We start from the raw sequence: 21,663 nt of genomic DNA, 5'->3' as shown, positions 1-21,663 counted from the left end.
ACGCTGGTCGGCTCGCTGATTACAGGCCAGGCCAGGTAATGGCACAATAGTGGCATACTTTTCAAGCGCTACCGTAGCCTCAGAGCCGCTCCATGTCCTCTCGTGCCTATCGCCACCTCATCACCTGGCTCTGCCTGCTCGTGCCCTGGCTCGCCCAGGCCGAGGAGTCGATCCGCGTCGTCACGGAGGAACTACCGCCCTACAGCATGACCATCGACGGCAAGCCCAGCGGCCTGGCCACCGAAGTGGTGCAGGCCTTGCTCGACGAGGTTGGCGAGAAGAGCAACATCCAGTTCATGCCCTGGGCACGCGCCTATGACATCGCGCTCAACGGCCGTAACGTACTGATCTACTCGATCGCCCGCACGCCGGAGCGTGAGGCGCTGTTCAACTGGGTCGGCCCCATCGCCCCTGGCCACTGGTTTCTCTACAGCACCCAGGCGAACCTGCACCTGGACAGCCTCGAGCAAGCGCGCCGGTACCAGATCGCCACGGTCAAGGACGATGTCGGCGAGCGCTACCTGCTCAGCCATGGCTTCGAGATCGGCAGAAACCTGCAGTCGAGCAACCGTTACGAACTCAACTACGAAAAACTGCGCAGGGGCCGTGTCGACCTGTGGATCATCAACAAGATCAATGCCGACTACATCCTGCGCCAGCAGGGCCAGCACCCTGAGCACCCGCTCTACTCCGTGCTCGATCTAGGCAATCTCGATGGCGCCGAACTGAGCCTGGCGTTCAGCCGCAACACCTCCGCCGCCACCCTCGCGCGCTTTCGCCATGGCCTGCAGGCTCTGAAAGAGACGGGTCAGCTAGAGGCCATCTACGCAAAATGGCAATGAACGACGCGCCTCTGCAGCTAGGCCAACAGTCGCTCGGCCGACACTTGGTCACGGTCACCTTGCTGTTCTGCGTCCTGTTCATCCTGCTCAGCACCTCATTGCGCACCTACCTGGCCTGGAACGGCAACCTGCAGAACATGCGCAACGAGCTGCAACTGATCGATCAGGTGTTTCGCGCCACCCTGTCCAAGGCCATCTGGGAAATGGACGAGGACACCCTGCACACCCAGCTCGACAGCGTATCGCAGGCAGGCGCCGTGGGCCTGATCGAGCTGCGCATCCTGCGTGAAGGGCGTGAGCCGCAGGTGATTCGCCATCAGGCAGCGGATTATCAAGAAACCTCACGCGCGCCCGAGCTGTATGAAAAGCTCAGCTACGCCCCCTACCCTGGTGGCAAGGAGAATATCGGCGAGCTGCGCCTGGTGGGCAACGAAGCCCTGCTCTGGCAAGAACTGGTCGGTGACGTCGCCTCCATTCTCCTGGCGCAGGTGCTGCAAAGCCTGATGATCGCTGGGCTGATCATGCTGCTGTTCAACCGCTCGGTCACGGTGCATGTGCGCCAGATCGCCCGCCACCTCAGCCAGTTATCACCAACCACACTGGAAAGGCGCCTGCGCCTGCAACGTGCCGCCAGCCGTGACGACGAACTCAGCCTGCTGGAGAGCGGCATCAACAAACTGCAGGACAAGCTGCGCACCTACCTGGAGCGTCAGGATCGTGCCGAGCAGGCCCTCGCCGCGCACCGCGACCGCCTGGCCGAACTGGTGGAGGAGCGCACCGCGGAGCTGCGCGCCGCCAATGAGCGCCTGCACGCACTCAACCGCAGTGACCCGCTCACCGGGCTGGCCAACCGGCGCCATTTCGACGAAACCAAGCAGCTCGAGATGCGCCGAGCACGCGGGCAGGATCTGCCCCTGTCAGTGCTGATGTGCGATGTCGACCACTTCAAGAGTTACAACGACAGCTACGGCCATGCCGCTGGCGACCAGTGCCTGAGCCAGATCGCCGCGTTGCTGAGGGGGCTGTTCAACCGCAGCGGGGAACTGGTCACCCGTCTTGGTGGCGAGGAATTCGCCGTTCTCCTGCCTGGGATCGATGGCCAGCAGGCTGAGCTATGCGCCCAGCGCCTGCATGCTGGGCTGGAGGAGCTGGCCATCGCCCACGGCACATCCGCAACAGCTGGGCATGTGACCCTGAGCATCGGCATCGCCCAACTGGAAGCCGAACCAGACGATTTCGAGGCGCTGATGCAGCGCGCCGATCAAGCCCTGTACCGCGCCAAGCGCCTGGGGCGTAACCGTACCGTGCGATTCTGACTGACGAGGCCAGCATGTTCCTGACCCACTTCGCCTGGTTGACCGCCCTGCTGCTGGCACCTGCCCTGGCATCTGCCGATACGATCAGGGCCGTCACCGAAGACAGCCTGTACGCCTTCGTGCAGGACGACAAGGTCGCGGGCCCCGCCACCGCCGTGGTCGAGGCCACACTGCACGAGGCCGGGCTCGACTATCAACTGGCGCTGTACCCCTGGGCACGCGCCTATGACCTGGCCCTGCAGCAGCCTAACGTGCTGATCTACCTGATCGCCCGCACGCCAGAGCGTGAAAGCTCGTTTAAATGGGCCGCCAAGGTGCTCGACTACGATGCCTACCTGTACAAGCTCAAGGCCCGCGAGGACGTCCAGGTGCAAGAGCTGGACGATGCCAGGGGCTATCTGATCGGTGTGGTGCGCGACGACATGCGCCAGCAGTACTTGCAGAGCCGAGGCTTCACCAAGCTTTCGGTAGCCGCCAGAAACAATGAAAACATGCGCCGCCTGTTCAACCGGCAGATCGAACTGCTGCCCCTGACCGAAGGCGATGCCAGGCGACTGAGCCGCGAGGCGGGGCACGATGCCAGCGAACTGCAACGCACGGCACGCCTCGCTGAACTGTCCAGCGGGCTGTACCTGGCCTACAGCGCCAGCACCGACGACGCCATAGTCGAGCGCACGCGTGCCGCCTTCGAGCGCCTGCTCCTCAATGGCGAGATAACGCGCTTGATGAGTGCGGTACGCAAACGGGCTCAGTGATCCAGCGGGCGACGCTTGCCGGTGATCATCGACAACGGCAGGTTCTCGCGCAGCCGATAGCTCTCGAACAGGGCAGCGGCGATATGCAGCCCCACCAGAGCCATCAGGGCGTTGGCGAAGAATTCGTGGATGTCCTGTGGCAGGTCGGCGCCCCAGAAGTAATCCACCTCCTCCATGAGAAAACCGGTCACGCCCAGGCCCAGCATCAAGGCCATCATCAGGATCATCACCAGAGCGCCCAGCGGCGAGTGGCCGAGACGGTGATAGGGCTTGCCGGAAAACAGTGCCCCCGCATGCGCACGCAGGCGTGCCGGCGTCGGCCAGAAGTCGGCCCAGCGCGCCGCGGGCGTGCCAATGAAGCCCCACAGCAGGCGAATCGCTAGCCAGGCCACGGCGTAGTAGCCGAACCAGCGATGCCAGTTCTCGCCCTCTTCGGTGAAGAAGTAGTTGGCCAGGAAAGCGCCGGCCAGGGACCAGTGGAACAGGCGCACCACTGGATCCCACACGCGCACGGTCGAGCTGCTCATCAGCCTTCCACGTTGCTCTTGACCGGCTTGCCGCTGACCGGGTCGAAGTAGATCTCGACCTTCTTGCCGTCCTTGTCGTGGCCGTAGATTTCGTAGCAGTTGCCGCCGGTGACCTTGAACTTCTTGATCTGGTAGCCCTGGGCTTTCAGGTCGGCCTGGAACTTGTCCTGATCCTGCCACTGCGCCTTGTCGGCGGTGGTGCATTCGGTGGCGGCGAAGGTCAGCGGGCTGGCGAGGGCCAGGGACAGCAGAAGCAGTTTGCGCATGATGGAGTCCTCGAAGATGCAGGGGTAAGTGTGTTTGCGGGGCTACTTTCACGCAGGAACCTTAACGCTGTATTAGCCCGCATAGATTCGTAGCCCGGATGAAATCCGGGGAGGTCGACAGAGATCCCCTCTCCCCCAGCCCCTCTCCCATGAATGGGAGAGGGGAGCAACAGCACTGAAGCCTCAGAAGTCGAAATCCACCTTGGCCCAGAAGGTGCGGCCCGGCTCATCGATGCCGGTGTCGGCGGGGAAGCCGAAACCGGCGTCGCCGGCCAGGTTGAGGTGCTCGGCGTAGTTCTTGTCGAGCAGGTTATCCACACCGGCGCTGAGCTTGACCTGCTGGCTGACGCGATAGGCGCCGTTGAGCGACAGCACACCAAAACCGGCGCTGTCGCCGAAGTCCTGGCCCACCACGTTGCCCCGGCCTTCGGCGATACGGCCCTGGTCGTCGACCACACGCCACAGGGCGCCGACACTCCAGTCGTCGCGCGCATAGGTCAGGCCCAGGCGTGCTTCCAGCGGCGGCATCTGCGGTAGCGCTTCACCATCCGAGCTGTTCTTGCCCCAGGCGTAGGCCAGGGTGGCATCGGCCTTCCAGTTGGAGGTGAAGGCATAGGCCACGCCCAGCTCGCCGCCCATGATGCGCGCATCGACGTTGTCGGCCCGGGTGCTCATGCCCCGGTAGTCGAACAGGATGTAGTCGCGGATCTGCCCGGCATAGGCCGAAGCCCAGGCCTGCAGCGCCTCACTCTGGTACTGGATGCCGACATCGAGCTGAGAGGTCTTCTCCGGCTCGATGCCGTCGAAGGCATTGTCCGCGCCAGCCGGGCCATTGAGGCCGGCGGAAAACAGCTCCCAGTAATCGGGGAAGCGCTGTACATGGCCAATGCCGGCATAGACAGTGGTCGGCGAGCCGGCCAGGTCATGCTCGTAGCGCAAGAAACCGCTGGGCAGAGTGTCGGCGCGGGTTTCACCTGCCGTCGGGTTGGGCCGGGCCATACCCATCATGCTGCGAAAACTCGTCCGGTAATCCTTGGCCGAGGCGCGATCCAGGCGCGCACCGGAGACCAGCCGATCACCCTCGGCCAGGCTCCAGGTGGCTTCGGCGAACAGGCCGTAGTTGTGCATCACGGCATCCTTGTCCCAGGGGAAGCGATCGGCGTCGACATAGGGCATACCCATCATGCCGCCGCTGGAACTGCGCTTACGGTGTTCGCTACGCTGCGCATCGATGCCGGTGATCAGCTCGACGTCGTCCCACCGCCAGGTAGCGGCCAGGCGTGCGCCGAGGGTACGACGGTCGACCTGCGCTGCCATCGGCCCGGCCATCATGCTGGTAGGATCGAGCACGCGCAGACGGAAGTTGTCCATGATGTGGTCGGCGTAGTTGTAGTAGACCTTGGCCTCGAGCTTATCCAGCACGCCACCGAGGTTGCTGCGCTCGACGCGCAAGCCGAGGCTCTCGCGCTTGAACTGGGTGCCGTCCATGCCACGGCCGGCATAGCGCGCCTCACCATCGCCCCGCCCGGCCGTGAGTTCGACCAGGGTGTCGGCATCCGGCGTCCAGCCCAGGGCCACATCGCCGTTCCACTTGTTCCAGCGTGAGGCGATGGTGTCGCCATCGCCATTGTCGTAGTCATCGGAGTGCGAGCGATTGCCCATCACCCGCAGGTAGCCCTGCTCGCTGCCGACGGCGCCATCGATCAGGCGGTCGAAGCGGCCATTGGAGCCCGCCAGCACGCTGGCATGCAGGCGCGCGCCCAGCTCGCCAAAATGCTCTGGCTCACGGTCGAAACGCACCACACCGGCCGAAGCGCCCGGCCCCCAGATCACGGTTTGCGGGCCCTTGGTGACGGTCAGCAGGTCGAAGGTTTCCGGCGCGATATAGGAACTGGGCGCATCCATCCGTCCGGGGCAGGCGCCGATCATCTGCCCGCCATCGGTGAGCAGCAGCAGGCGCGAACCGAACAGGCCACGCAGCACCGGGTCGCTGTTGCTGCCACCGCTGCGAATGGCGGAGAAGCCGGGAATGGTCTTGAGGTAATCGGCGGCATCGCTGGCCGGCACTGGCTGGCGCGCGTCCTTGGGATCGGCCACCACGGTCAGCGGCGAGGCCTGCTGCACGGCGGTGATCACGGTGGGCGGCAACTCGGCGTCAGCCTCCTCGGCCATGGCCGGGGTGATGACGCACAGACCAAAGGCCACAGCGAAGGCCTGGCGCCAGCGCTGACGGTGAACGGACAGGGCAAAACGCGACGATGCGGAGCCTTGGCTCCGGACAGCAGAAACGAACATGGAAATACCTGAAAGTTGGCAGTTGTTATGGGGGTGAGCCAGGCCTTGAGGCCGTCTTTCAGGTACGCGGTGAAGCCCGAGGATTGAGCGAGGGCCAGCGATGACGATGGGGTACCGCGAGGAGCACGCTGGGCAACGGTCGAATCGCCTCGCGATTCAGCAAGCCGAACAGTCCGAAGAAGGCGGCCAGCAGAATGGCGCTGAAGCTGGAGGCGATGGCGCAACCGCCGCTGCCGAACAGCGCCGGCGGCACGATGCCGGAGCCATCGAGATCGGCCCCCGCGCCGAAGTTGCCATCGAAAGCGCAGTACTGCGCATCCAGCCCGCTGAGCTGCATCCCGGCCATCTGCCCATGGCTGATCGCACAGGCGAGTGCTGCGAACAGAACGCTGAAATACAGCGTCCAGGCAATCAGTGGACGATGCTGGCGGGATGACTTCATGGGCCGTGACTCTAGCAGTCGCTTGTAGCTGCCCGGTCTGCGACCGAGAGCCGCATACGGCTGGGTGATGGGTGTATCGAATCGCAGATGAGCCAGAGAACCACCTTCGCCAGGCTGAGGGGGAAGGCGGACTGTATGAGTGTCTTCATGGTTGATCAGTGGCCGTTGTCGTTCTTGTGCAAGCGCCAGGTGCAAGAAAGCGGGCTCTCCCTTGCGGGAGAGCCGTCATCGAACGTGCTCGATAAAGTGCACTTCGGGCTTAACCGTGGATGCCCAGACAAGGCATATTCCAACCCGAAGTCCGCACATGCTATGGGGCCATCCCTGCCCTCTCAACTGCGACAACCCGCCACACAGCGCCCGGGAAACCCGTGCTCATGGCGCCCTGCAATCGCTGTGGCGGTTTGTCGCAGCGTTCTATTCGGCAATCCGCAGCCAGCGATGAAAACCCGCCACGCCGGCGCGGCTCAGCGGTGACCAGGCGAAGTCGAAACGCGCCGGTGGCAACACCTGGATATCGTCATCCAGCACCGTGCCCGGGTTCTTCCAATCGATCAGCGTCAGCGGCCGTACGCTGCTGGCCAGCAGGATGCCCTGCGCCAGGCTGGTGTCGCTGGTAACCCAACGCGCGGCGGCAGCCGATAGCAGGCTTTCCACCTGCGCAGTGGTGACGCGGGGTGCGTATTCGGAGGCCAGCAGCCAACGGCATACGCTGATATGGAAGGTCCAGTCCTGCGCCGGCTGGTGGCGATAAGCCCAGATCATGAAGCTGCGGAACAGATTCAACCCTTCTGGTGGGTCGAGCTTGAGCAAATTGGGGCACAGGTCGTAGAGCAGGTGCCAATAGGGCAACAGCCCGGAGTCCAGCGCGATGAAAGAACGGGCATTGCTCGGGTAATCGGGAAACAGCGATTCGCCAGAGGCACGCCGGCGCGGCGGCATGGCCTTGAGATGGGATGAACGCATGGGTTCAGCCTCCTGTTCATGTTCGGCCTCGGCAAACGAGGCGACTGGAGCTCGACGAGCTCCGCCAGAGCGTTATCCAGCGAACGGGCACCTCTAAAAACTACCTGCGTTGCCATCGCGGCGTTAAAAACAGGCTCAAAATGCTCATTTACAACTCGTAAACTGCGCTTTTTCGCCTGTTTTTGCCTTGCGCTGGCTGCCTCGCCTACGTTTTTAGAAGTGCCCTAACAGAGGCGGTGCGCGCGATTGCGCAAGGGGCAGGCGCGGTGCCGGGGGCGCCGGCCAGTCCAGCAGCGGCGGCGCCACGCCTATCGCGGCCAGGGCGAACAGCGCCCAGTCCAGGCTGCCCAGCGCCGGGCTATGGATCAGCAGCGAGCAGTAGGCACAGGCATCGAGTACGAATGCCTGCTGTAGCGGCGCGGCAGGTGCAGGCGTCTGCATCGGGCCATCGTGGCAGGCCAGTTCGGCCAACCACGACCAGTCCCGAGGTTCGGCGCGTAGCTGCGAAGCCAGCGGCGCCAGGGCGATCAGAACGAGTGCCAGCAGCCCGAGCCGGGCGCCGAGCAATCGCCTGCGAGCCGTGAAGGTCATCAGTGCTGGTGCGCGCCTTCGCCGTGCTCCATGCCGTGAGCCGGCGCCTCCTTCTGCACCGCCACTTCCACCTCCACCTTGCCGGCCTTCTCGAAGTTCAGGGTCAGCGGGAAGCGCTCACCGGCCTTGGCCTGCTGCTTCAGGTCGAACAGCATGACGTGGTAGCCCATGGGCTCGAACTTCACCTCGCCACCGGCAGGGATCACCACATCCTGCACCTGCTGCATCTTCATCACGCCATCGGCGTGAACATGCTCGTGCAACTCGGCCTTGCCGGCCACCGGGCTGCTGACGCCGAGCAGACGATCCGCCTCGCTGCCCTTGTTGTGCACCACGAAGTAGGCGGCAGCGGTCGGCGCCACTGGCGGCATCTCGCGCGACCAGGGGTGGTCGATATGCAGTTGCCCAACGTCGTATTCATGCGCCTGGGCCAGCAGCGCCGGCAGCAGCAGGGTCAGGCCGAGCATGGTTTTCTTCAGGGTCATGGGTGTTACCTCCTTTGGGGAAACGAAAACATCAGAAATCCAGGGTCAAACCGGCGTACAAGGCGCGACCATCGCCCGGTGCATGCAGGGATTGGGCGATGCCCGCGGTGCTGTCGTACCACACGTACTCGTAGTAGCGATTGGTGACGTTCTTCATCTGCATATCGATGCTGACCGTCTCGCTGACGCGGTATTCGGCGCCGAGGTTGAGCAAGGTATAGCCACCATACTGGCCGGTCGTGTTGGTGCGCTCCAGGTAGTAATCGCTCTGACCGTTGACCCAGGCGCTCAGCTTGAGCTTGTCGCTGGCCTGGTAATCGGCGCCGAGGGCGTATAGATGATGCGGCACATGGTCGATTTCCTTGCCCTTGCTCGCCGGCAGGTTGGGATTGGGTTCGAGTATCTCGGAGAACTGCCGCGAGTAGGACAGCCAGATGCGCGCCGGGTCGCTCGGGTACAGGTTGAGCTGCACGTCGTAGCCACGGCGCAGGGTCTCGCCGACGTTCTCCGAATCACCGACGGCATCGTTGAGCTTGCGCTGCACCTCATCGGTGGCGTGCTGCTCCCAGTAGGCCACGCGGCCGTCGAGCCAGGCCACCGGGCTGAACTTGATGCCGGTTTCCCAACCTTCATTGATCGAGGGTTTGAGGTCATCGGCCTGGCCCGCCAGCTTGTAGGCGCCGGAGCCGACGCCGACCTGGAAGGTGCGCCCCCAGTTGGCGTAGAAGCTGGCCTCTTTCCAGGGCGAATAAACCAGGCTGAATTTGGGCTGGCGGATGCTGCCGTAGTCGTTGACGCTGGCATGCTCGCCGGTCAGCTCGTTGCGGTAGTCGCCCTCGATGCGGTCGACACGATAGGCCGGGATCAGCTTGAGGCTTTCCCAGGGCTCGATCACCGCCTGCAGGTAGACACCGGTGCTGGTCAGATCAAACACCTGATCGCGGGTCTGCGCCGCGCGTACCCGCGCCACCGTGCGATAGCGCTCGCTGACCACTTCCTGGCGCTGGATGTCGGCACCGCCTTCCAGGGCGAAGCCATGCAGGCCACTGACCACCGGGCGCCAGGTCAGGCTGCTGATGGCGCCGTACTGATCCTCATCGTTGAAGCGCTCCTGCTGGCTGACCGTCTGCCAGTAACGCACCCAGCGACGATCCTTGAAGTGGTTGTAGTAGGCCTTGCTCGACCAGGCCAGATCCTCGGCGACGTCCGTATCCAGATGCAGGCTGAGCTGATCCATGCTGCGCTCACCTTCATCGAAGGCGTTGCTGGCATAGGATTGGCGCGGATGATCATGCGCATCGTCGTGACTGAGGTAGCCGGCTTCCAGCGCTTCGCCCTCGTAGTGACGGGCAATCAGCCCGGCGCGCCAGCCGGCATCGGCGGTGTAGAACCACTTGCCAGCGAAACTCTGCCGCTCGGCATCGGCGTGATCGCGATAGCCGCCGCTCTTCTGATAGGCGACGAAGTAGTTCTGCGACCAGTTGCCCGACTCGATACCTTTGACCGCCTGCAACTCCTGGGTGTCGAAGCTGCCGCTGCGCAGGCGCAGCTTGCCGTCGTTGCCACCGATGCGAGTGTTGATGCTGGCGTTGCCGGCGATGTTGTGCAGGCCGTAGCGCGGGTCGTTGGTGCCACGCACCACCTCGATGTCCTCGATATCCAGCGGGAACACCATATCGATGAAGGGCATGTTGCCGTCATTGGTGTTGCTCGGGATGCCGTCGATCAACAGCTTCACCGCGTTGACCTCGCCCTCGCCGTTGAAGCCGCGAAACGACAGCTTGCCGGAGGTGGTGCCCTGGTTGAACTGGGTCAGCATCACCCCTGGCACGCGGTTGAACAGCTCCCAGCTGTATTGCACGGGCTGTGTTTCCAGCACGTCGCTGCCGACGTAATCCACCGAGCTGAGGATGCTCTGGCTCGACAGCGGGCCGGTTTCCTCACCGGAGATGGTCACGGTGCCCAGCGCCAGGCTGCTGTCGGCCCAGGCAGGCACCGCCTGCAAGCCGAGAGCCAGTGCGGCCAGGTGAATCGAGTGTTTCAGTGTTCGTTGCGTCACTTGCATGTGTTCAATTCCACTTGCGGCCGCCCGCCTCGGCAGGCGCCGCCCAAATTCGGTCACGGCCAGGGATCTGCGTCGCACCCTGCCAGATGAGGAGGTCAGGCCGACGGCGCGCTGGCGGCCGATTGGCGGCGCCACAGACCGAGCAGCCAATCCAGCGCCCAGACCAGCAGCAGCGAGGCGCCGACCAGGGGGAAGATCGCGCCGAGCACGATCATCACGCCGATGGCGGTCTTCCAGCGTGGCAGGTCGTGGCGCAGCGGCGGCACACCGAAGCGGCCAGCCGGGCGGCGTTTCCACCACAACACCAGGCCACTGACCGAGCTGAACAGGATCAGCAAACAGATCGCCGCCATCAGCAACTGATTGGGCAGGCCGAACATGCGCCCTTCATGGATCATCGCGCCGCTTTCCACGGCCTTGGCCACCGCGCCGTAGTCCTTCCAACGGACATCGGCGAGCACTTCGCCGCTGTACTGATCGATATGCAGGGTAGCGTCGTTGCGGGGGTCGCTGGCGAACAGCGCGACGGTGTACACGCCCTGCTCGCCCTTGGGCAGGGTGATGCTGTAACCGGGCTGCACGCCGCGCGCCTCGGCGGTGTCGACCACCTGTTGCAGCAACCGGCCCGCATTGGCAGGCATGGCCTGCCCCGGCTGCGCTGCATGGCCTTGGTGATCGCCGTGCCCCTGGTGGGCGGCATGCGCATCGGAAGCCGGCAGCGGCGCCGTTTCCACAGCCCAGGCCACGGTCTGCCGCGCGCTGTGGTTGAGGCTGCCGGTCAGTTGCCCGGACTTGGGCACCTCGTTCCACATGGCGTCGGGGAACTGGTTCCACACGGCTGCGAACTGCTTGCCCCAGAAGCCAGTCCAGGCCATGCCGGTCAGCAGCATCAGCAGCAGGATGGCGCTACCCCAGAAGCCGGTCACCGCATGCAGGTCGCGCCACCACAGGCGCCCGCGCACGCTCAGGCGCGGCCAGAGAATGCCTGCGCCGCTGCGCCCGCGCGGCCACCACAGGTACAGACCGGAAATCACCAGGACGATGCCCCAGCCCGCCGCCAGCTCGATCAGGCGGTCACCGAGGGTGCCGATCAGCAGGTCGCCGTGCAGCTTGCGCGTCGCCGCCTGCAGGTTCCACAGGGCATCCTGGGTGCCGAGCACGGTGCCACGGTAGGGGTCGAGGAACAGGTTGAGGTCGCGGCCATCCTCAGTGATGACGAACTGCGCACTGCGATCGGCGGCCGCCGGCGGCAGGTACTGCTTGATCGCCGCCTGCGGGTAGGCCTCGCGCACCCGCGCCAGTTGCTGGTCGGCGCTCAGGCGCTGCTCGGCCACCGGCACCTGCAGCAGGTCGGCATACATCAGGTTGTCGAGCTGCGGTTTGAACAGGTAGATCAACCCGGTGAGCGACAACAGGATGAGGAACGGAATGACGAACAGTCCGGCATAGAAATGCCAGCGCCAGGCCAGGTTGTAGAACGAAGGTTGCGGGCGCATGGCTGCACCTGCGGGGTTGTCGGAACGCGACGACATTAAGCATCTCCCAAGTCGGCTGCCAGCGAGCAGACGACGACTGCATGATGGAAAGCCCTGTACAGGGCACGAGGATCAGGCAGTCAGCGGGGAGGCGCGAGGGTTGGCCGGGGGCCAGCGATAGCGGGCAAGACGGGGAATGTGCAGCGTCGGCAAGGGCCGTACGCTGTCACTGGCGAGCAGGCCCAGCAGACCGAAGAAGGCGGCGAGGATGATCGCGCTGAACAGGCTGCCGAGGGCGCAGCCGGTGCCGGTCGCCGGGTTCGGCGGGACGATGCCGGAACCATCGAGATCGGCACCAGCGCCGAAGTTGCCGTCGAAGGAACAGTACTGGCCGTCCAGACCGCTGAGCTGCATGCCGGCCATCTGCCCATGGCTGATGGCGCAGACGAGCGCACCGAACAGGATGCTGAAGTACAGCATCCAGGCAGTCAGTGAGCGGTGTGTGCGGGCCAGTTTCATGGGCGCGACTCTAAACAGAGGGTAGCGGCGCGGCACTGCGGTCGATTGCCGCAGCCGTTCGAGGCGAGAGTCTAGCAGAGCTCAGACGCCCCGCCACGGCGCGTCCGCCAGCAACAGCTCGCAGCGGCTCTGCAGGAACTCGCGCAGCAGATGCACCGCCTTGCTCAACTGCGCCCGGTGAGCGCAGACCAGATACAGCGGCGTCGGCTCGCCGAGCCAGTCCGGCAGCAGCACCTGCAGGCGCCCGGCGCCTACGTCCTCGGCCACGTCCAGCCAGGACTTGTACACCAGCCCCTGCCCCGCCACGGCCCAGCGTCGGGTCACGTCGGCATCGTCGCTGACGCGGTTGCCGGTAGCCGTCACCAGCAGCTCGCGTTTGCCCTGACTGAAGCGCCAGCGCTCGTGCACCCGACCGTGCAGCATGTACAGCAGGCAGTTGTGTCGGGCCACCTCTTCCACCGTTTGCGGCGCACCGTGCCGGGCCAGGTAGTCGGGTGCGGCACAGAGTACCCGGCGGTTGTCCGCTGCCACCGGCAAGGCCACCAGGCTGGAGTCCTCCGGCGCGCCGTAGCGCAGGGCGATGTCCACCGGCTCGCGAAACAGATCGGCCATGCGGTCGGCCAACAGCAAGCGCAGGTGTAGTTGCGGGTGAGCCTCCTGAAAGGCATCGAGCCATTGCAGCAGGGTATTGCGGCCAAAATCCGAGGGTGCCGAGAGTTGCAGCACACCACGAATGCCCTCCTGACTGCCGGCCAGTTGCTGGCGCCCCTGTTCCAGGCTGTGCAAGGCCTGACGAGCATGCACCAGGTACTGCTCGCCCTCCGGGGTCAGGCGCAGGCTGCGCGTGGAGCGCGCCAGCAGGCGCACCTGCAGTTGCTGCTCCAGGCGCTTGAGTGCGGCGCTGGCCACGGCGGGCGACACGTCCAGCAGCCGTGCGGCGGCGGAAAGGCTGCCGGCTTCGGCAGTGCGAACGAAGAGTTGCAGGTCATCGAGACGCAGCATGGCGGCAGCACTTTCAAAAAAAAGATGAAAGAGACTCTACCAAGCGCGGCTTTTTCTCGTCATCCAATTGAAAGAGCATGATCCATCTCGTTCAACGACTCAGGAGTAAGCCTCATGAAAGCCATCGCCTATTACCAGTCCCTGCCAGCCGACCATCCCGAGGCCCTGCAGGACGTGCAGCTGCCCGAGCCCGCGCCTGGCCCGCGCGATCTGCTGGTGGAGGTACGCGCCATATCGGTGAACCCGGTCGACACCAAGATCCGCCGCAATGTCGCCCCCGAGCCTGGCACGGCCAAGGTGCTGGGCTGGGACGTCGCCGGTGTGGTCAAGGCGGTGGGCAGCGCGGTCAGCCTGTTCCAGCCGGGTGACCCGGTGTTCTATGCCGGCGCCCTGGATCGCGCCGGCGCCAACAGCGAGTTGCACCTGGTCGACGAGCGCATCGTCGGCAAGATGCCGCAGAGCCTGTCCTTCGCCGAAGCCGCCGCCCTGCCGTTGACCGCGATCACCGCCTGGGAACTGCTGTTCGAGCGCCTGCAGGTTGGCGAAGGTAGCGCCAGTGCCGACCAGAGCCTGCTGATCGTCGGTGCCGCCGGCGGCGTCGGCTCGATTCTCACGCAACTGGCACGGCGCCTCACTGGCCTGACCGTGATCGGCACCGCCTCACGCCCGCAGACCCAGGCCTGGGTGCGCGAGCTGGGCGCGCACCATGTGATCGATCACAGCAAACCGCTGAGCGAGGAACTGGCGCGCATCGGCATCGGCCAGGTCACCCATGTGGCCAGCCTGACCCAGACCGATCAGCACTTCGACCAGCTCATCGAAGCCTTGCAGCCCCAAGGACGCCTGGCCCTGATCGACGATCCGCTGCAGCCGCTGGACGTGATGAAGCTCAAGCGCAAGAGCCTGTCGCTGCACTGGGAGCTGATGTTCACCCGCTCGCTGTACCAGACCGCCGACATGATCGAGCAGCACCGCTTGCTGCAACGGGTAGCCGAGCTGGTGGATGCTGGCGTGCTGAAAACTACCCTGAGCGAGCACTTCGGTCGTATCGATGCCGCCAACCTGCGCCGCGCCCATGCCCTGCTGGAAAGTGGCTCGGCCAAGGGCAAGATCGTGCTCGAAGGTTTTTGAGCCGAGCCACCGCTGAAGCCGCCCCAGCACAAAGGTTCATGTTTTCCGACGAACGGCAAATGCCTTGCCAGGCCTGCATTCCAGGCCACCGAACGATACCCGTTACATTGCGATTTGATTCATGTCAGTAAAGAGTCATGCAGGAGTTCTACCATGACGGCTCTGCCCACAGATGTCGGTGTTCCGTCTCACTTCGGGAGGTAGCTAGCATGAAGATCATCGTTCAGCAGCGTAACCAGGGCGGCGAAAGCCGTTGGCAGGTATCACTGGATAAACAGTGCGTGAGCTTTCGCAGCGAAGCGCAAGCCAGAGAGTTCGTCAGTACGTTGGAAAGCCGACTGCGCGCGCCGCATGTGCTGCCACAGGAGCCCGAGCAGCGCCAAGCCAGCTAGCTGGGACGGCGTAGCGCCGGACTGCTGCGCAGCATATCCAAGACGGCATCGACCATTGCCGCCGCTTGCGCGGCCAGGTCGTACTTGGGCGCCAGTATCCAGTTGGCCTCGATACCGGCGATGAAGGCATGCAGGCAGACGGCGGCGCGTGGGCAATCCAGTTGCGCCGGTAGCTGACCTTTGGCCACGGCGTTGGCGAGAGCCTTGGCGATACGCTGATCGCTCTCGCCGCACAGTGCGCGCATGCGCTCGCGCAGCCCCAGCAGTTCGCCGGTGTACTCGCATTTGTAACGCAGGATGTCATGAATGCGCTGGGTCTGAGGATCCTGTGCCAGGCGCGTGAGTACCTGAATCAACAGCTCGCGCATGCAGCCGAGCGGGTTGGGTTCGTCCTCGCTTTCGCTGGCCCGCGCCAGTTCCTCCAGCGGTAGGCGCATGCGTTCGAGCATGGCCTGAAACAGGTCTATCTTGTTCTCGAAGTACCAGTAGATAGCGCCTCGGCTGACGCCGGCCTCCTTGGCCACCTCGGCCAACGTTGCCCGCGAAACGCCCTGAGCATGGAACACATGCTCGGCGGCATCGAGTATCTGCACGCGTGTCGCTTCTGCTTCCTGCTTGGTTCGCCTGGCCATTTGCCACCTTTGTTACGCCTTCGATGAAACCTGCCCCTAGGGGGGCGGTCGAGAGTATGAAGGCAGTTTCGGGCATTTACAAACATTCACGCACGTAAGTATATTTGCCCATCTTTTTTCACCCTTCTCTTAGCCCTTCGGGCATCGATATCAACCAGAACGAGGTTCCTGCAGATGCACACGAAGCCAGCCTTCGCCGTCTTGGTTTCCGCCGTTGCTCTGTCCCTACTCGGCCTGACCGGCTGCAAGGAAGACAGCGCACCGCCCGCCCAACAGACGCCTCAGGTGGGTGTGGTCACCCTCAAGGCCGAGCCCTTTGCCCTGACCACCCAGGTGCCCGGTCGAACCACGGCCTATCGCATCGCCGAGGTGCGCCCGCAGGTGAATGGCATCATCCAGAAGCGCCTGTTCACCGAAGGCAGCGAAGTCAAGGCCGGCCAGCAGCTCTACCAGATCGACCCGGCCACCTACGAAGCCGCCTATGAGAGCGCCCGGGCCACGCAGATTTCCGCCAGCGCCCTGGCCGATCGCTACAAGTTGCTGGTGGCCGACAAGGCCGTGAGCCAACAGGCCTATGACGAGGCGCGCGCCTCGGCCCTGCAGGCCCAGGCCGCGCTGGATCGCGCACGCATCGACCTGCGCTATACCAAGGTGCTGGCGCCGATCAGCGGGCGCATCGGCCGCTCCGCCGTGACCGAAGGCGCTCTGGTCACCAGCGGCCAGGCCATGGCCATGGCCACCATCCAGCAATTCGATCCGATCTATGTCGACGTCACCCAGTCGAGCAAGGAGCTGTTGAGCCTGCGCAGCGACCTGGCCGCAGGTCGCCTGCAGAAGGTCGGTGACAATGCCGCCAAGGTGCAGCTTGTTCTGGAGGATGGCAGCCACTACGCCCATGAAGGCACCCTGGAATTCTCCGAGGTAGCCGTGGACGAAGGCACCGGCTCGGTAACCCTGCGCGCCGTGTTCCCCAACCCGGATCATCTGCTGCTGCCGGGCATGTTCGTGCATGCCGAGCTGCAGGCCGGCATCAAGCAACAGGCCATTCTCGCCCCGCAACAAGGCGTGACCCGCAATCAGCGCGGCGAGCCGACCGCCATGGTGGTCAATGCCGAGAACAAGGTGGAGCAGCGTGTACTCAAGGCCAGCCGCACCGTCGGCAGTGCCTGGCTGGTGGAAGACGGACTGCAGGATGGCGACCGCCTGATCACCGAGGGCTTGCAGTTCGTCCAGCCCGGTGCCGAGGTCAAGGCGGTTCCGGCCGGCAACGTCAAGGCCGAGCAACCGGCGCCAGACGCCAAGAAAGACAACGGCCAGGGCTGAACGGAGAACGCTGAATGTCCAGATTCTTTATCGACCGGCCCATCTTCGCCTGGGTGATCGCGCTGGTGATCATGCTGGCGGGGGGCCTGTCCATCCTCACCTTGCCGATCAACCAGTACCCGAGCATCGCGCCGCCCGCCGTGAGCATCCAGGTCAGCTACCCGGGCGCCTCGGCGCAGACGGTGCAGGACACCGTGGTGCAGGTGATCGAGCAGCAGCTCAACGGCATCGACGGCTTGCGCTACGTCAGCTCGGCGAGCAACTCCGACGGCAGCATGGAAATCATCGTGACCTTCGAGCAGGGGGTCAATCCGGACATCGCCCAGGTGCAGGTGCAGAACAAGCTGCAACTGGCCACCCCCTTGTTGCCGCAGGAAGTGCAGCAGCAGGGCATCCGCGTGACCAAGGCGGTGAAGAACTTCCTCATGGTGATCGGGGTGGTTTCCACCGACGGCAGCATGACCCGCGAAGACCTGTCGGACTACATCGTCTCCAACCTGCAGGATCCGATCTCGCGCGCCAAGGGTGTGGGCGACTTCCAGGTGTTCGGCGCGCAATATGCCATGCGTATCTGGCTCGACCCGGCCAAGCTCAACAGCTTCCAGCTCACCCCGGTGGACGTGAAGAGTGCCATCCAGGCGCAGAACGTGCAGATTTCCTCCGGTCAGTTCGGCGGTCTGCCAGCCGTACCGGGCAACCAGCTCAACGCCACCATCATCGGCAAGACGCGCCTGCAGACCCCGGAAGAGTTCCGCAAGATCCTCCTCAAGGTGCAGCCCGATGGCTCCCAGGTGCGCCTGGGTGACGTGGCCAAGGTGGAACTGGGTGGCGAGAACTACTCGATCAATGCCCAGTTCAACGGCCTGCCGGCCTCCGGCCTGGCGATCAAGCTGGCCACCGGGGCCAACGCCCTGGACACCGCCAAGGCGGTGCGCGCGACCATCGACGATCTCAAGCCGTTCTTCCCGGCGGGCATGGAAGTGGTCTTCCCTTATGACACCACGCCGGTGATCTCGGCCTCCATCGAAGGGGTGGTGCACACCCTGTTCGAGGCCATCGTGCTGGTGTTCCTGGTGATGTTCCTGTTCCTGCAGAACCTGCGGGCGACCATCATTCCCACCCTGGCGGTGCCGGTGGTGCTGCTGGGTACCTTTGGCGTGCTGGCGGCGTTCGGCTTCTCCATCAACACCCTGACCATGTTCGCCATGGTGCTGGCCATCGGCTTGCTGGTGGACGACGCCATCGTGGTGGTGGAGAACGTCGAGCGGGTGATGCGCGAGGACGGCCTGTCGCCGAAGGAGGCGACGCGCAAGTCCATGGGGCAGATTCAGGGCGCCCTGGTAGGCATCGCCCTGGTGCTGTCGGCGGTGTTTCTGCCGATGGCCTTCTTCAGTGGCTCCACCGGGGTGATCTACCGGCAATTCTCCATCACCATCGTCTCGGCCATGGCGCTGTCGGTGCTGGTGGCGCTGATCTTCACCCCGGCGCTGTGCGCCACCCTGCTCAAGCCCATCGACGGCGAACACCATGAGGCCAAGGGCGGCTTCTTCGGCTGGTTCAACCGTAACTTCGACCGCACCAGCGACGCCTATCGACGTGGCGTCAGCGGCATGCTCAAGCGCAAGGCGCCGTACCTGCTGCTGTACCTGGTGATCGTCGGCATCATGGTCTGGATGTTCACCCGCATCCCCACCTCCTTCCTCCCCGAGGAAGATCAGGGCGTGCTCTTCGCCCAGGTGCAGACGCCGGCAGGCTCCAGTGCCGAGCGCACCCAGGTGGTGGTGGACAAGATGCGCAAGTACCTGCTGGAAGACGAGGCGAGCACGGTGAAATCGGTGTTCACCGTCACTGGCTTCAACTTCGCCGGTCGCGGCCAGAGTTCGGGCATGGCCTTCATCATGCTCAAGCCCTGGGGCGAGCGTCCCGGTGAGGAGAACGGCGTCGCCGCACTGGCTCAGCGCGCGCAGATGCACTTCTTCAGCTTCCGTGATGCCATGGTCTTCGCCTTCGCCCCGCCGGCGGTGATGGAGCTGGGTAACGCCACCGGTTTCAACCTGTTCCTGCAGGATCAGGCCGGGGTCGGCCACGAAGTGATGAACCAGGCGCGCGACAAGTTCCTCAAGCTGGCCAACCAGAACCCCGTGCTCAGCCAGGTACGCGCCAACGGCCTGCGTGACGAGCCGCAGTACCAGTTGCTGATCGACGACGAGCGCGCCCGCGCCCTCGGCCTGTCGCTGGCGGATATCAACAGCACCCTGTCGATCGGCTGGGGCGCCAGCTACGTCAACGACTTCATCGACCGTGGCCGAGTGAAGAAGGTGTACCTGCAAGGCATCGCCGATTCGCGCATGAACCCGGAAGACCTGAACAAGTGGTACGTGCGCAACGACCAGGGGCAGATGGTGCCGTTCAGCGCCTTCGCCAGTGGCGAGTGGATCTACGGCCCGCCCAAGCTGGCGCGCTACAACGGCGTGTCGGCGGTGGAGATTCTCGGTGCTCCGGCCCCCGGCTACAGCACCGGCGATGCCATGGCGGCAGTCGAGGAAATCGCCAAGCAACTGCCGGAAGGCGTCGGCTATGCCTGGACGGGACTGTCCTACGAGGAACGCCTGGCCGGCTCGCAGAAGGTCGCGTTGTTCGCCATTTCCATCCTGGTGGTGTTCCTCTGCCTGGCGGCGTTGTACGAGAGCTGGTCGATTCCCTTCGCGGTGATCTTCACCGTGCCGCTGGGGATCATCGGCGCCTTGCTGTTCACCGAGTTGCGCAGCCTGTCCAACGACGTGTTCTTCCAGGTCGGCCTGCTCACCACCATCGGCCTGTCGGCGCGTAACGCCATCCTCATCGTCGAGTTCGCCAAGGCGCAGTACGAGAAAGGCCTGACCCTGACCGAGGCGGCCATCGAGGCCTGCCGCATGCGTCTGCGCCCGATCGTGATGACCTCGCTGGCCTTCATCCTCGGCTGCTTGCCCCTGGCCATCGCCAGCGGCGCCGGCGCCGGCAGCAAGCACGCCATCGGCACCGGGGTGATCGGCGGCATGCTCAGCGCCCTGGTGCTGGCGATCTTCTGGATTCCGCTGTTCTACGTGGCCATCTGCTCGCTGTTCGAGCGCAAGAAAAAACAGTCGACCGGCGACCCTGACAAGGAGGCACTGCAATGAGGCAGTCCCTGTTATCCCTGGCCGTAGCCACTGCCCTGCTCAGCGGCTGCAGCCTGATTCCCGACTATCAGCGCCCCGAGGCTCCCGTGGCGGCGGACTGGCCGCAGGGCGAGGCCTACGGCGACGCAGCCCGCGAAGGCAGCGTAGCGGCAGCCGATCTGCAGTGGCAGGCCTTCTTCCGTGACCCGGCGCTGCGCCAGTTGGTGCAGACGGCACTGGAGAACAACCGCGACCTGCGCGTCGCTGCGCTCAACGTCGAGGCCTACCAGGCGCTGTACCGCATCCAGCGCGCCGACCTGCTGCCCTCGGTTTCCGCCGATGGCGCCAGCACGCGCCAGCGCCTGCCGGCCGACCTGAGCCAGACCGGGCAGGCGCGCACCAGCGGCCAGCACAGCGTCACCCTGGGCATCAACGCCTGGGAGCTGGACTTCTTCGGCCGCCTGCGCAGCCTCAGCGAGCAGGCCCTGCAGCAATACCTGGCCACCGAACAGGCCGCACGCAGCACGCAGATCAGCCTGATCGCCAGCGTGGCCAGCGCCTACCTGCAATGGCAGGCGGATCAGTCCCTGCTCAAGCTGACCCAGGACACCCTGGAAACCTACGAAGCCAGCTACCAACTGACCCAGCGCAGCTTCGACGTCGGCGTCTCCGATGCCCTGGCCCTGAGCCAAGCACGTAGCGCGGTGGACAGCGCCCGGGTCAGCCTGGCGCAGTACCAGCGCCGCGTCGCCCAGGATCGCAACGCGCTGATCCAGCTGCTGGGCACCGGCCTGCCGAACGACCTGCCGCAAGGCCTGAAGCTGGACAAGCAAATACTGGAAAGCGTACCGGCCGGACTGCCCTCCGACCTGCTGCAACGTCGCCCCGACCTGCTGCAGGCTGAGTACCAGCTCAAGGCGGCCAACGCCAACATCGGTGCGGCGCGCGCGGCGTTCTTCCCCAGCGTCAGCCTGACCGCCAACGCCGGCACCGCCAGCCGCGAACTATCCGGCCTGTTCGACGCAGGTTCCGGCACCTGGTTGTTCCAGCCGCAGATCAACCTGCCGATCTTCAACGCCGGTCGCCTGCGCGCCAACCTCGACTATGCCGAGCTGCAGAAAGACATCCAGGTCGCCCAGTACGAGAAGGCCATCCAGACCGCCTTCCAGGAAGTCGCCGACCGCCTGGCAGCACGCACCACCTACCGTGAACAGCTCGCGGCCCAGCGTACTCTGCTGCAGACCACCGAGACTTACTACGAACTGGCCGAACGGCGTTATCGCACCGGCGTGGACAGCTACCTGACCCTGCTCGATGCCCAGCGCCAGCTGTTCAGCATTCGCCAGCAACTGATCAGCGACCGCCTGGCGCAACTGACCAGCGAAGTGGAGCTGTACAAGGCACTAGGTGGTGGTTGGAACGGCGACGAGGTGACCGCCACGCAGAATTGATCGCGCGTACCCCGCATCAAGGACGGTTCATCCTCACGCGCCGCCCCCACC

20 protein-coding genes are annotated in these 21,663 nt (G+C 64.6%); 8 read left to right on the top strand and 12 right to left on the bottom strand.

Annotated elements, in window-relative coordinates:
* Positions 1-92 precede the first annotated feature (92 nt).
* From ACSVIK_RS18505 to ACSVIK_RS18495, 3 genes are read left to right on the top strand one after another with little or no spacing between them, the layout of a single operon-like run.
* Positions 93-842, top strand: coding sequence for a substrate-binding periplasmic protein (locus ACSVIK_RS18505; RefSeq protein ID WP_442445700.1), 750 nt, complete (start codon positions 93-95; stop codon positions 840-842).
* Positions 839-2,158, top strand: coding sequence for a diguanylate cyclase domain-containing protein (locus ACSVIK_RS18500; RefSeq protein WP_442445699.1), 1,320 nt, complete (start codon positions 839-841; stop codon positions 2,156-2,158). The genes ACSVIK_RS18505 and ACSVIK_RS18500 overlap by 4 nt, the downstream gene beginning before the upstream one ends.
* Before the next feature lie 14 nt (positions 2,159-2,172).
* The gene (locus tag ACSVIK_RS18495) at positions 2,173-2,913 is read left to right on the top strand and encodes a substrate-binding periplasmic protein (RefSeq protein WP_442445698.1); all 741 of its coding nucleotides are present in this window, start codon (positions 2,173-2,175) and stop codon (positions 2,911-2,913) included.
* On the opposite strand, the gene ACSVIK_RS18490 is transcribed toward ACSVIK_RS18495, so the two are convergent.
* The 11 genes from ACSVIK_RS18490 to ACSVIK_RS18440 form a co-directional block, all read right to left on the bottom strand.
* Positions 2,907-3,440: a cytochrome b/b6 domain-containing protein gene (locus tag ACSVIK_RS18490; RefSeq protein ID WP_442445697.1), complete on the bottom strand. Its 534-nt coding sequence runs from the start codon at positions 3,438-3,440 to the stop codon at positions 2,907-2,909. The two genes, ACSVIK_RS18495 and ACSVIK_RS18490, sit on opposite strands and share 7 nt — an antisense overlap.
* Positions 3,440-3,706, bottom strand: coding sequence for a PepSY domain-containing protein (locus ACSVIK_RS18485; protein ID WP_442445696.1), 267 nt, complete (start codon positions 3,704-3,706; stop codon positions 3,440-3,442). The genes ACSVIK_RS18490 and ACSVIK_RS18485 overlap by 1 nt, the downstream gene beginning before the upstream one ends.
* A gap of 183 nt (positions 3,707-3,889) precedes the next feature.
* Positions 3,890-6,001 carry a TonB-dependent copper receptor gene (locus ACSVIK_RS18480; protein WP_442445695.1) on the bottom strand — a complete coding sequence of 704 codons (2,112 nt, stop codon included), beginning with the start codon at positions 5,999-6,001 and terminating at the stop codon, positions 3,890-3,892.
* Positions 6,002-6,059: 58 nt separating this feature from the next.
* Positions 6,060-6,443: a DUF2946 domain-containing protein gene (locus ACSVIK_RS18475; protein WP_442445694.1), complete on the bottom strand. Its 384-nt coding sequence runs from the start codon at positions 6,441-6,443 to the stop codon at positions 6,060-6,062.
* 417 nt (positions 6,444-6,860) lie between these two features.
* Positions 6,861-7,409: a putative natural product biosynthesis protein gene (locus tag ACSVIK_RS18470; RefSeq protein ID WP_442445693.1), complete on the bottom strand. Its 549-nt coding sequence runs from the start codon at positions 7,407-7,409 to the stop codon at positions 6,861-6,863.
* Positions 7,410-7,622: 213 nt separating this feature from the next.
* The gene (locus tag ACSVIK_RS18465) at positions 7,623-8,000 is read right to left on the bottom strand and encodes a DUF2946 family protein (RefSeq protein ID WP_442445692.1); all 378 of its coding nucleotides are present in this window, start codon (positions 7,998-8,000) and stop codon (positions 7,623-7,625) included.
* A complete protein-coding gene (locus ACSVIK_RS18460) occupies positions 8,000-8,485 on the bottom strand; it encodes a copper chaperone PCu(A)C (protein WP_442445691.1) in 486 nt (161 codons plus the stop codon). The genes ACSVIK_RS18465 and ACSVIK_RS18460 overlap by 1 nt, the downstream gene beginning before the upstream one ends.
* Positions 8,486-8,516: 31 nt before the next feature.
* Complete coding sequence (locus tag ACSVIK_RS18455; protein ID WP_442445690.1) at positions 8,517-10,550, bottom strand: TonB-dependent receptor; 2,034 nt, start codon at positions 10,548-10,550, stop codon at positions 8,517-8,519.
* Between the two features lie 95 nt (positions 10,551-10,645).
* Positions 10,646-12,082 (bottom strand): PepSY-associated TM helix domain-containing protein, encoded by a 1,437-nt coding sequence (locus ACSVIK_RS18450; RefSeq protein WP_442445689.1) that lies wholly within the window; start codon positions 12,080-12,082, stop codon positions 10,646-10,648.
* Positions 12,083-12,157: 75 nt separating this feature from the next.
* Positions 12,158-12,544 (bottom strand): DUF2946 domain-containing protein, encoded by a 387-nt coding sequence (locus ACSVIK_RS18445; RefSeq protein WP_442445688.1) that lies wholly within the window; start codon positions 12,542-12,544, stop codon positions 12,158-12,160.
* A gap of 81 nt (positions 12,545-12,625) precedes the next feature.
* Positions 12,626-13,546, bottom strand: coding sequence for a LysR family transcriptional regulator (locus ACSVIK_RS18440; protein ID WP_442445687.1), 921 nt, complete (start codon positions 13,544-13,546; stop codon positions 12,626-12,628).
* Positions 13,547-13,660: 114 nt separating this feature from the next.
* Here ACSVIK_RS18440 and ACSVIK_RS18435 point away from each other — a divergent pair, with 114 nt between their 5' ends.
* Positions 13,661-14,677 carry a zinc-binding alcohol dehydrogenase family protein gene (locus tag ACSVIK_RS18435; RefSeq protein WP_442445686.1) on the top strand — a complete coding sequence of 339 codons (1,017 nt, stop codon included), beginning with the start codon at positions 13,661-13,663 and terminating at the stop codon, positions 14,675-14,677.
* 209 nt (positions 14,678-14,886) lie between these two features.
* On the top strand, positions 14,887-15,069 hold the full coding sequence (locus ACSVIK_RS18430) for a hypothetical protein (protein ID WP_442445685.1): 183 nt from the start codon (positions 14,887-14,889) through the stop codon (positions 15,067-15,069).
* On the opposite strand, the gene ACSVIK_RS18425 is transcribed toward ACSVIK_RS18430, so the two are convergent.
* The gene (locus ACSVIK_RS18425; RefSeq protein WP_442445684.1) at positions 15,066-15,701 is read right to left on the bottom strand and encodes a TetR family transcriptional regulator; all 636 of its coding nucleotides are present in this window, start codon (positions 15,699-15,701) and stop codon (positions 15,066-15,068) included. The two genes, ACSVIK_RS18430 and ACSVIK_RS18425, sit on opposite strands and share 4 nt — an antisense overlap.
* A gap of 174 nt (positions 15,702-15,875) precedes the next feature.
* On the opposite strand from ACSVIK_RS18425, the gene ACSVIK_RS18420 reads away from it, so the two are divergent.
* Genes ACSVIK_RS18420 through adeC form a run of 3 tightly spaced genes read left to right on the top strand, consistent with a single transcriptional unit; the run spans position 15,876 to position 21,612 of the window.
* Positions 15,876-17,024 carry an efflux RND transporter periplasmic adaptor subunit gene (locus tag ACSVIK_RS18420; protein ID WP_442445683.1) on the top strand — a complete coding sequence of 383 codons (1,149 nt, stop codon included), beginning with the start codon at positions 15,876-15,878 and terminating at the stop codon, positions 17,022-17,024.
* A 14-nt stretch (positions 17,025-17,038) separates the two neighbouring features.
* Positions 17,039-20,182, top strand: a complete 3,144-nt coding sequence (locus ACSVIK_RS18415) for an efflux RND transporter permease subunit (RefSeq protein WP_442445682.1) — start codon at positions 17,039-17,041, stop codon at positions 20,180-20,182.
* Complete coding sequence (gene adeC, locus ACSVIK_RS18410) at positions 20,179-21,612, top strand: AdeC/AdeK/OprM family multidrug efflux complex outer membrane factor (RefSeq protein ID WP_442445681.1); 1,434 nt, start codon at positions 20,179-20,181, stop codon at positions 21,610-21,612. Before ACSVIK_RS18415 ends, adeC begins: the two co-directional genes overlap by 4 nt.
* The last annotated feature ends 51 nt before the right edge of the window (positions 21,613-21,663 follow it).

Origin of the sequence: Pseudomonas sp. NCHU5216 (assembly GCF_052156495.1) — a bacterium.
Lineage (GTDB): Bacteria > Pseudomonadota > Gammaproteobacteria > Pseudomonadales > Pseudomonadaceae > Aquipseudomonas.
The sequence above is the reverse complement of the archived record's forward strand: the minus strand, read 5'-3'. Positions and strand labels throughout refer to the sequence as shown.

Excerpts from the sequence above, each read along its gene's own strand:
- ACSVIK_RS18505 (WP_442445700.1), top strand. The coding sequence starts at position 93 with ATGTCCTCTCGTGCCTATCGCCACCTCATCACCTGGCTCTGCCTGCTC.
- ACSVIK_RS18500 (WP_442445699.1), top strand. The coding sequence starts at position 839 with ATGAACGACGCGCCTCTGCAGCTAGGCCAACAGTCGCTCGGCCGACAC.
- ACSVIK_RS18495 (WP_442445698.1), top strand. The coding sequence starts at position 2,173 with ATGTTCCTGACCCACTTCGCCTGGTTGACCGCCCTGCTGCTGGCACCT.
- ACSVIK_RS18490 (WP_442445697.1), bottom strand. The coding sequence starts at position 3,440 with ATGAGCAGCTCGACCGTGCGCGTGTGGGATCCAGTGGTGCGCCTGTTC.
- ACSVIK_RS18485 (WP_442445696.1), bottom strand. The coding sequence starts at position 3,706 with ATGCGCAAACTGCTTCTGCTGTCCCTGGCCCTCGCCAGCCCGCTGACC.
- ACSVIK_RS18480 (WP_442445695.1), bottom strand. The coding sequence starts at position 6,001 with ATGTTCGTTTCTGCTGTCCGGAGCCAAGGCTCCGCATCGTCGCGTTTT.
- ACSVIK_RS18475 (WP_442445694.1), bottom strand. The coding sequence starts at position 6,443 with ATGAAGTCATCCCGCCAGCATCGTCCACTGATTGCCTGGACGCTGTAT.
- ACSVIK_RS18470 (WP_442445693.1), bottom strand. The coding sequence starts at position 7,409 with ATGCGTTCATCCCATCTCAAGGCCATGCCGCCGCGCCGGCGTGCCTCT.
- ACSVIK_RS18465 (WP_442445692.1), bottom strand. The coding sequence starts at position 8,000 with ATGACCTTCACGGCTCGCAGGCGATTGCTCGGCGCCCGGCTCGGGCTG.
- ACSVIK_RS18460 (WP_442445691.1), bottom strand. The coding sequence starts at position 8,485 with ATGACCCTGAAGAAAACCATGCTCGGCCTGACCCTGCTGCTGCCGGCG.
- ACSVIK_RS18455 (WP_442445690.1), bottom strand. The coding sequence starts at position 10,550 with ATGCAAGTGACGCAACGAACACTGAAACACTCGATTCACCTGGCCGCA.
- ACSVIK_RS18450 (WP_442445689.1), bottom strand. The coding sequence starts at position 12,082 with ATGTCGTCGCGTTCCGACAACCCCGCAGGTGCAGCCATGCGCCCGCAA.
- ACSVIK_RS18445 (WP_442445688.1), bottom strand. The coding sequence starts at position 12,544 with ATGAAACTGGCCCGCACACACCGCTCACTGACTGCCTGGATGCTGTAC.
- ACSVIK_RS18440 (WP_442445687.1), bottom strand. The coding sequence starts at position 13,546 with ATGCTGCGTCTCGATGACCTGCAACTCTTCGTTCGCACTGCCGAAGCC.
- ACSVIK_RS18435 (WP_442445686.1), top strand. The coding sequence starts at position 13,661 with ATGAAAGCCATCGCCTATTACCAGTCCCTGCCAGCCGACCATCCCGAG.
- ACSVIK_RS18430 (WP_442445685.1), top strand. The coding sequence starts at position 14,887 with ATGAAGATCATCGTTCAGCAGCGTAACCAGGGCGGCGAAAGCCGTTGG.
- ACSVIK_RS18425 (WP_442445684.1), bottom strand. The coding sequence starts at position 15,701 with ATGGCCAGGCGAACCAAGCAGGAAGCAGAAGCGACACGCGTGCAGATA.
- ACSVIK_RS18420 (WP_442445683.1), top strand. The coding sequence starts at position 15,876 with ATGCACACGAAGCCAGCCTTCGCCGTCTTGGTTTCCGCCGTTGCTCTG.
- ACSVIK_RS18415 (WP_442445682.1), top strand. The coding sequence starts at position 17,039 with ATGTCCAGATTCTTTATCGACCGGCCCATCTTCGCCTGGGTGATCGCG.
- adeC (WP_442445681.1), top strand. The coding sequence starts at position 20,179 with ATGAGGCAGTCCCTGTTATCCCTGGCCGTAGCCACTGCCCTGCTCAGC.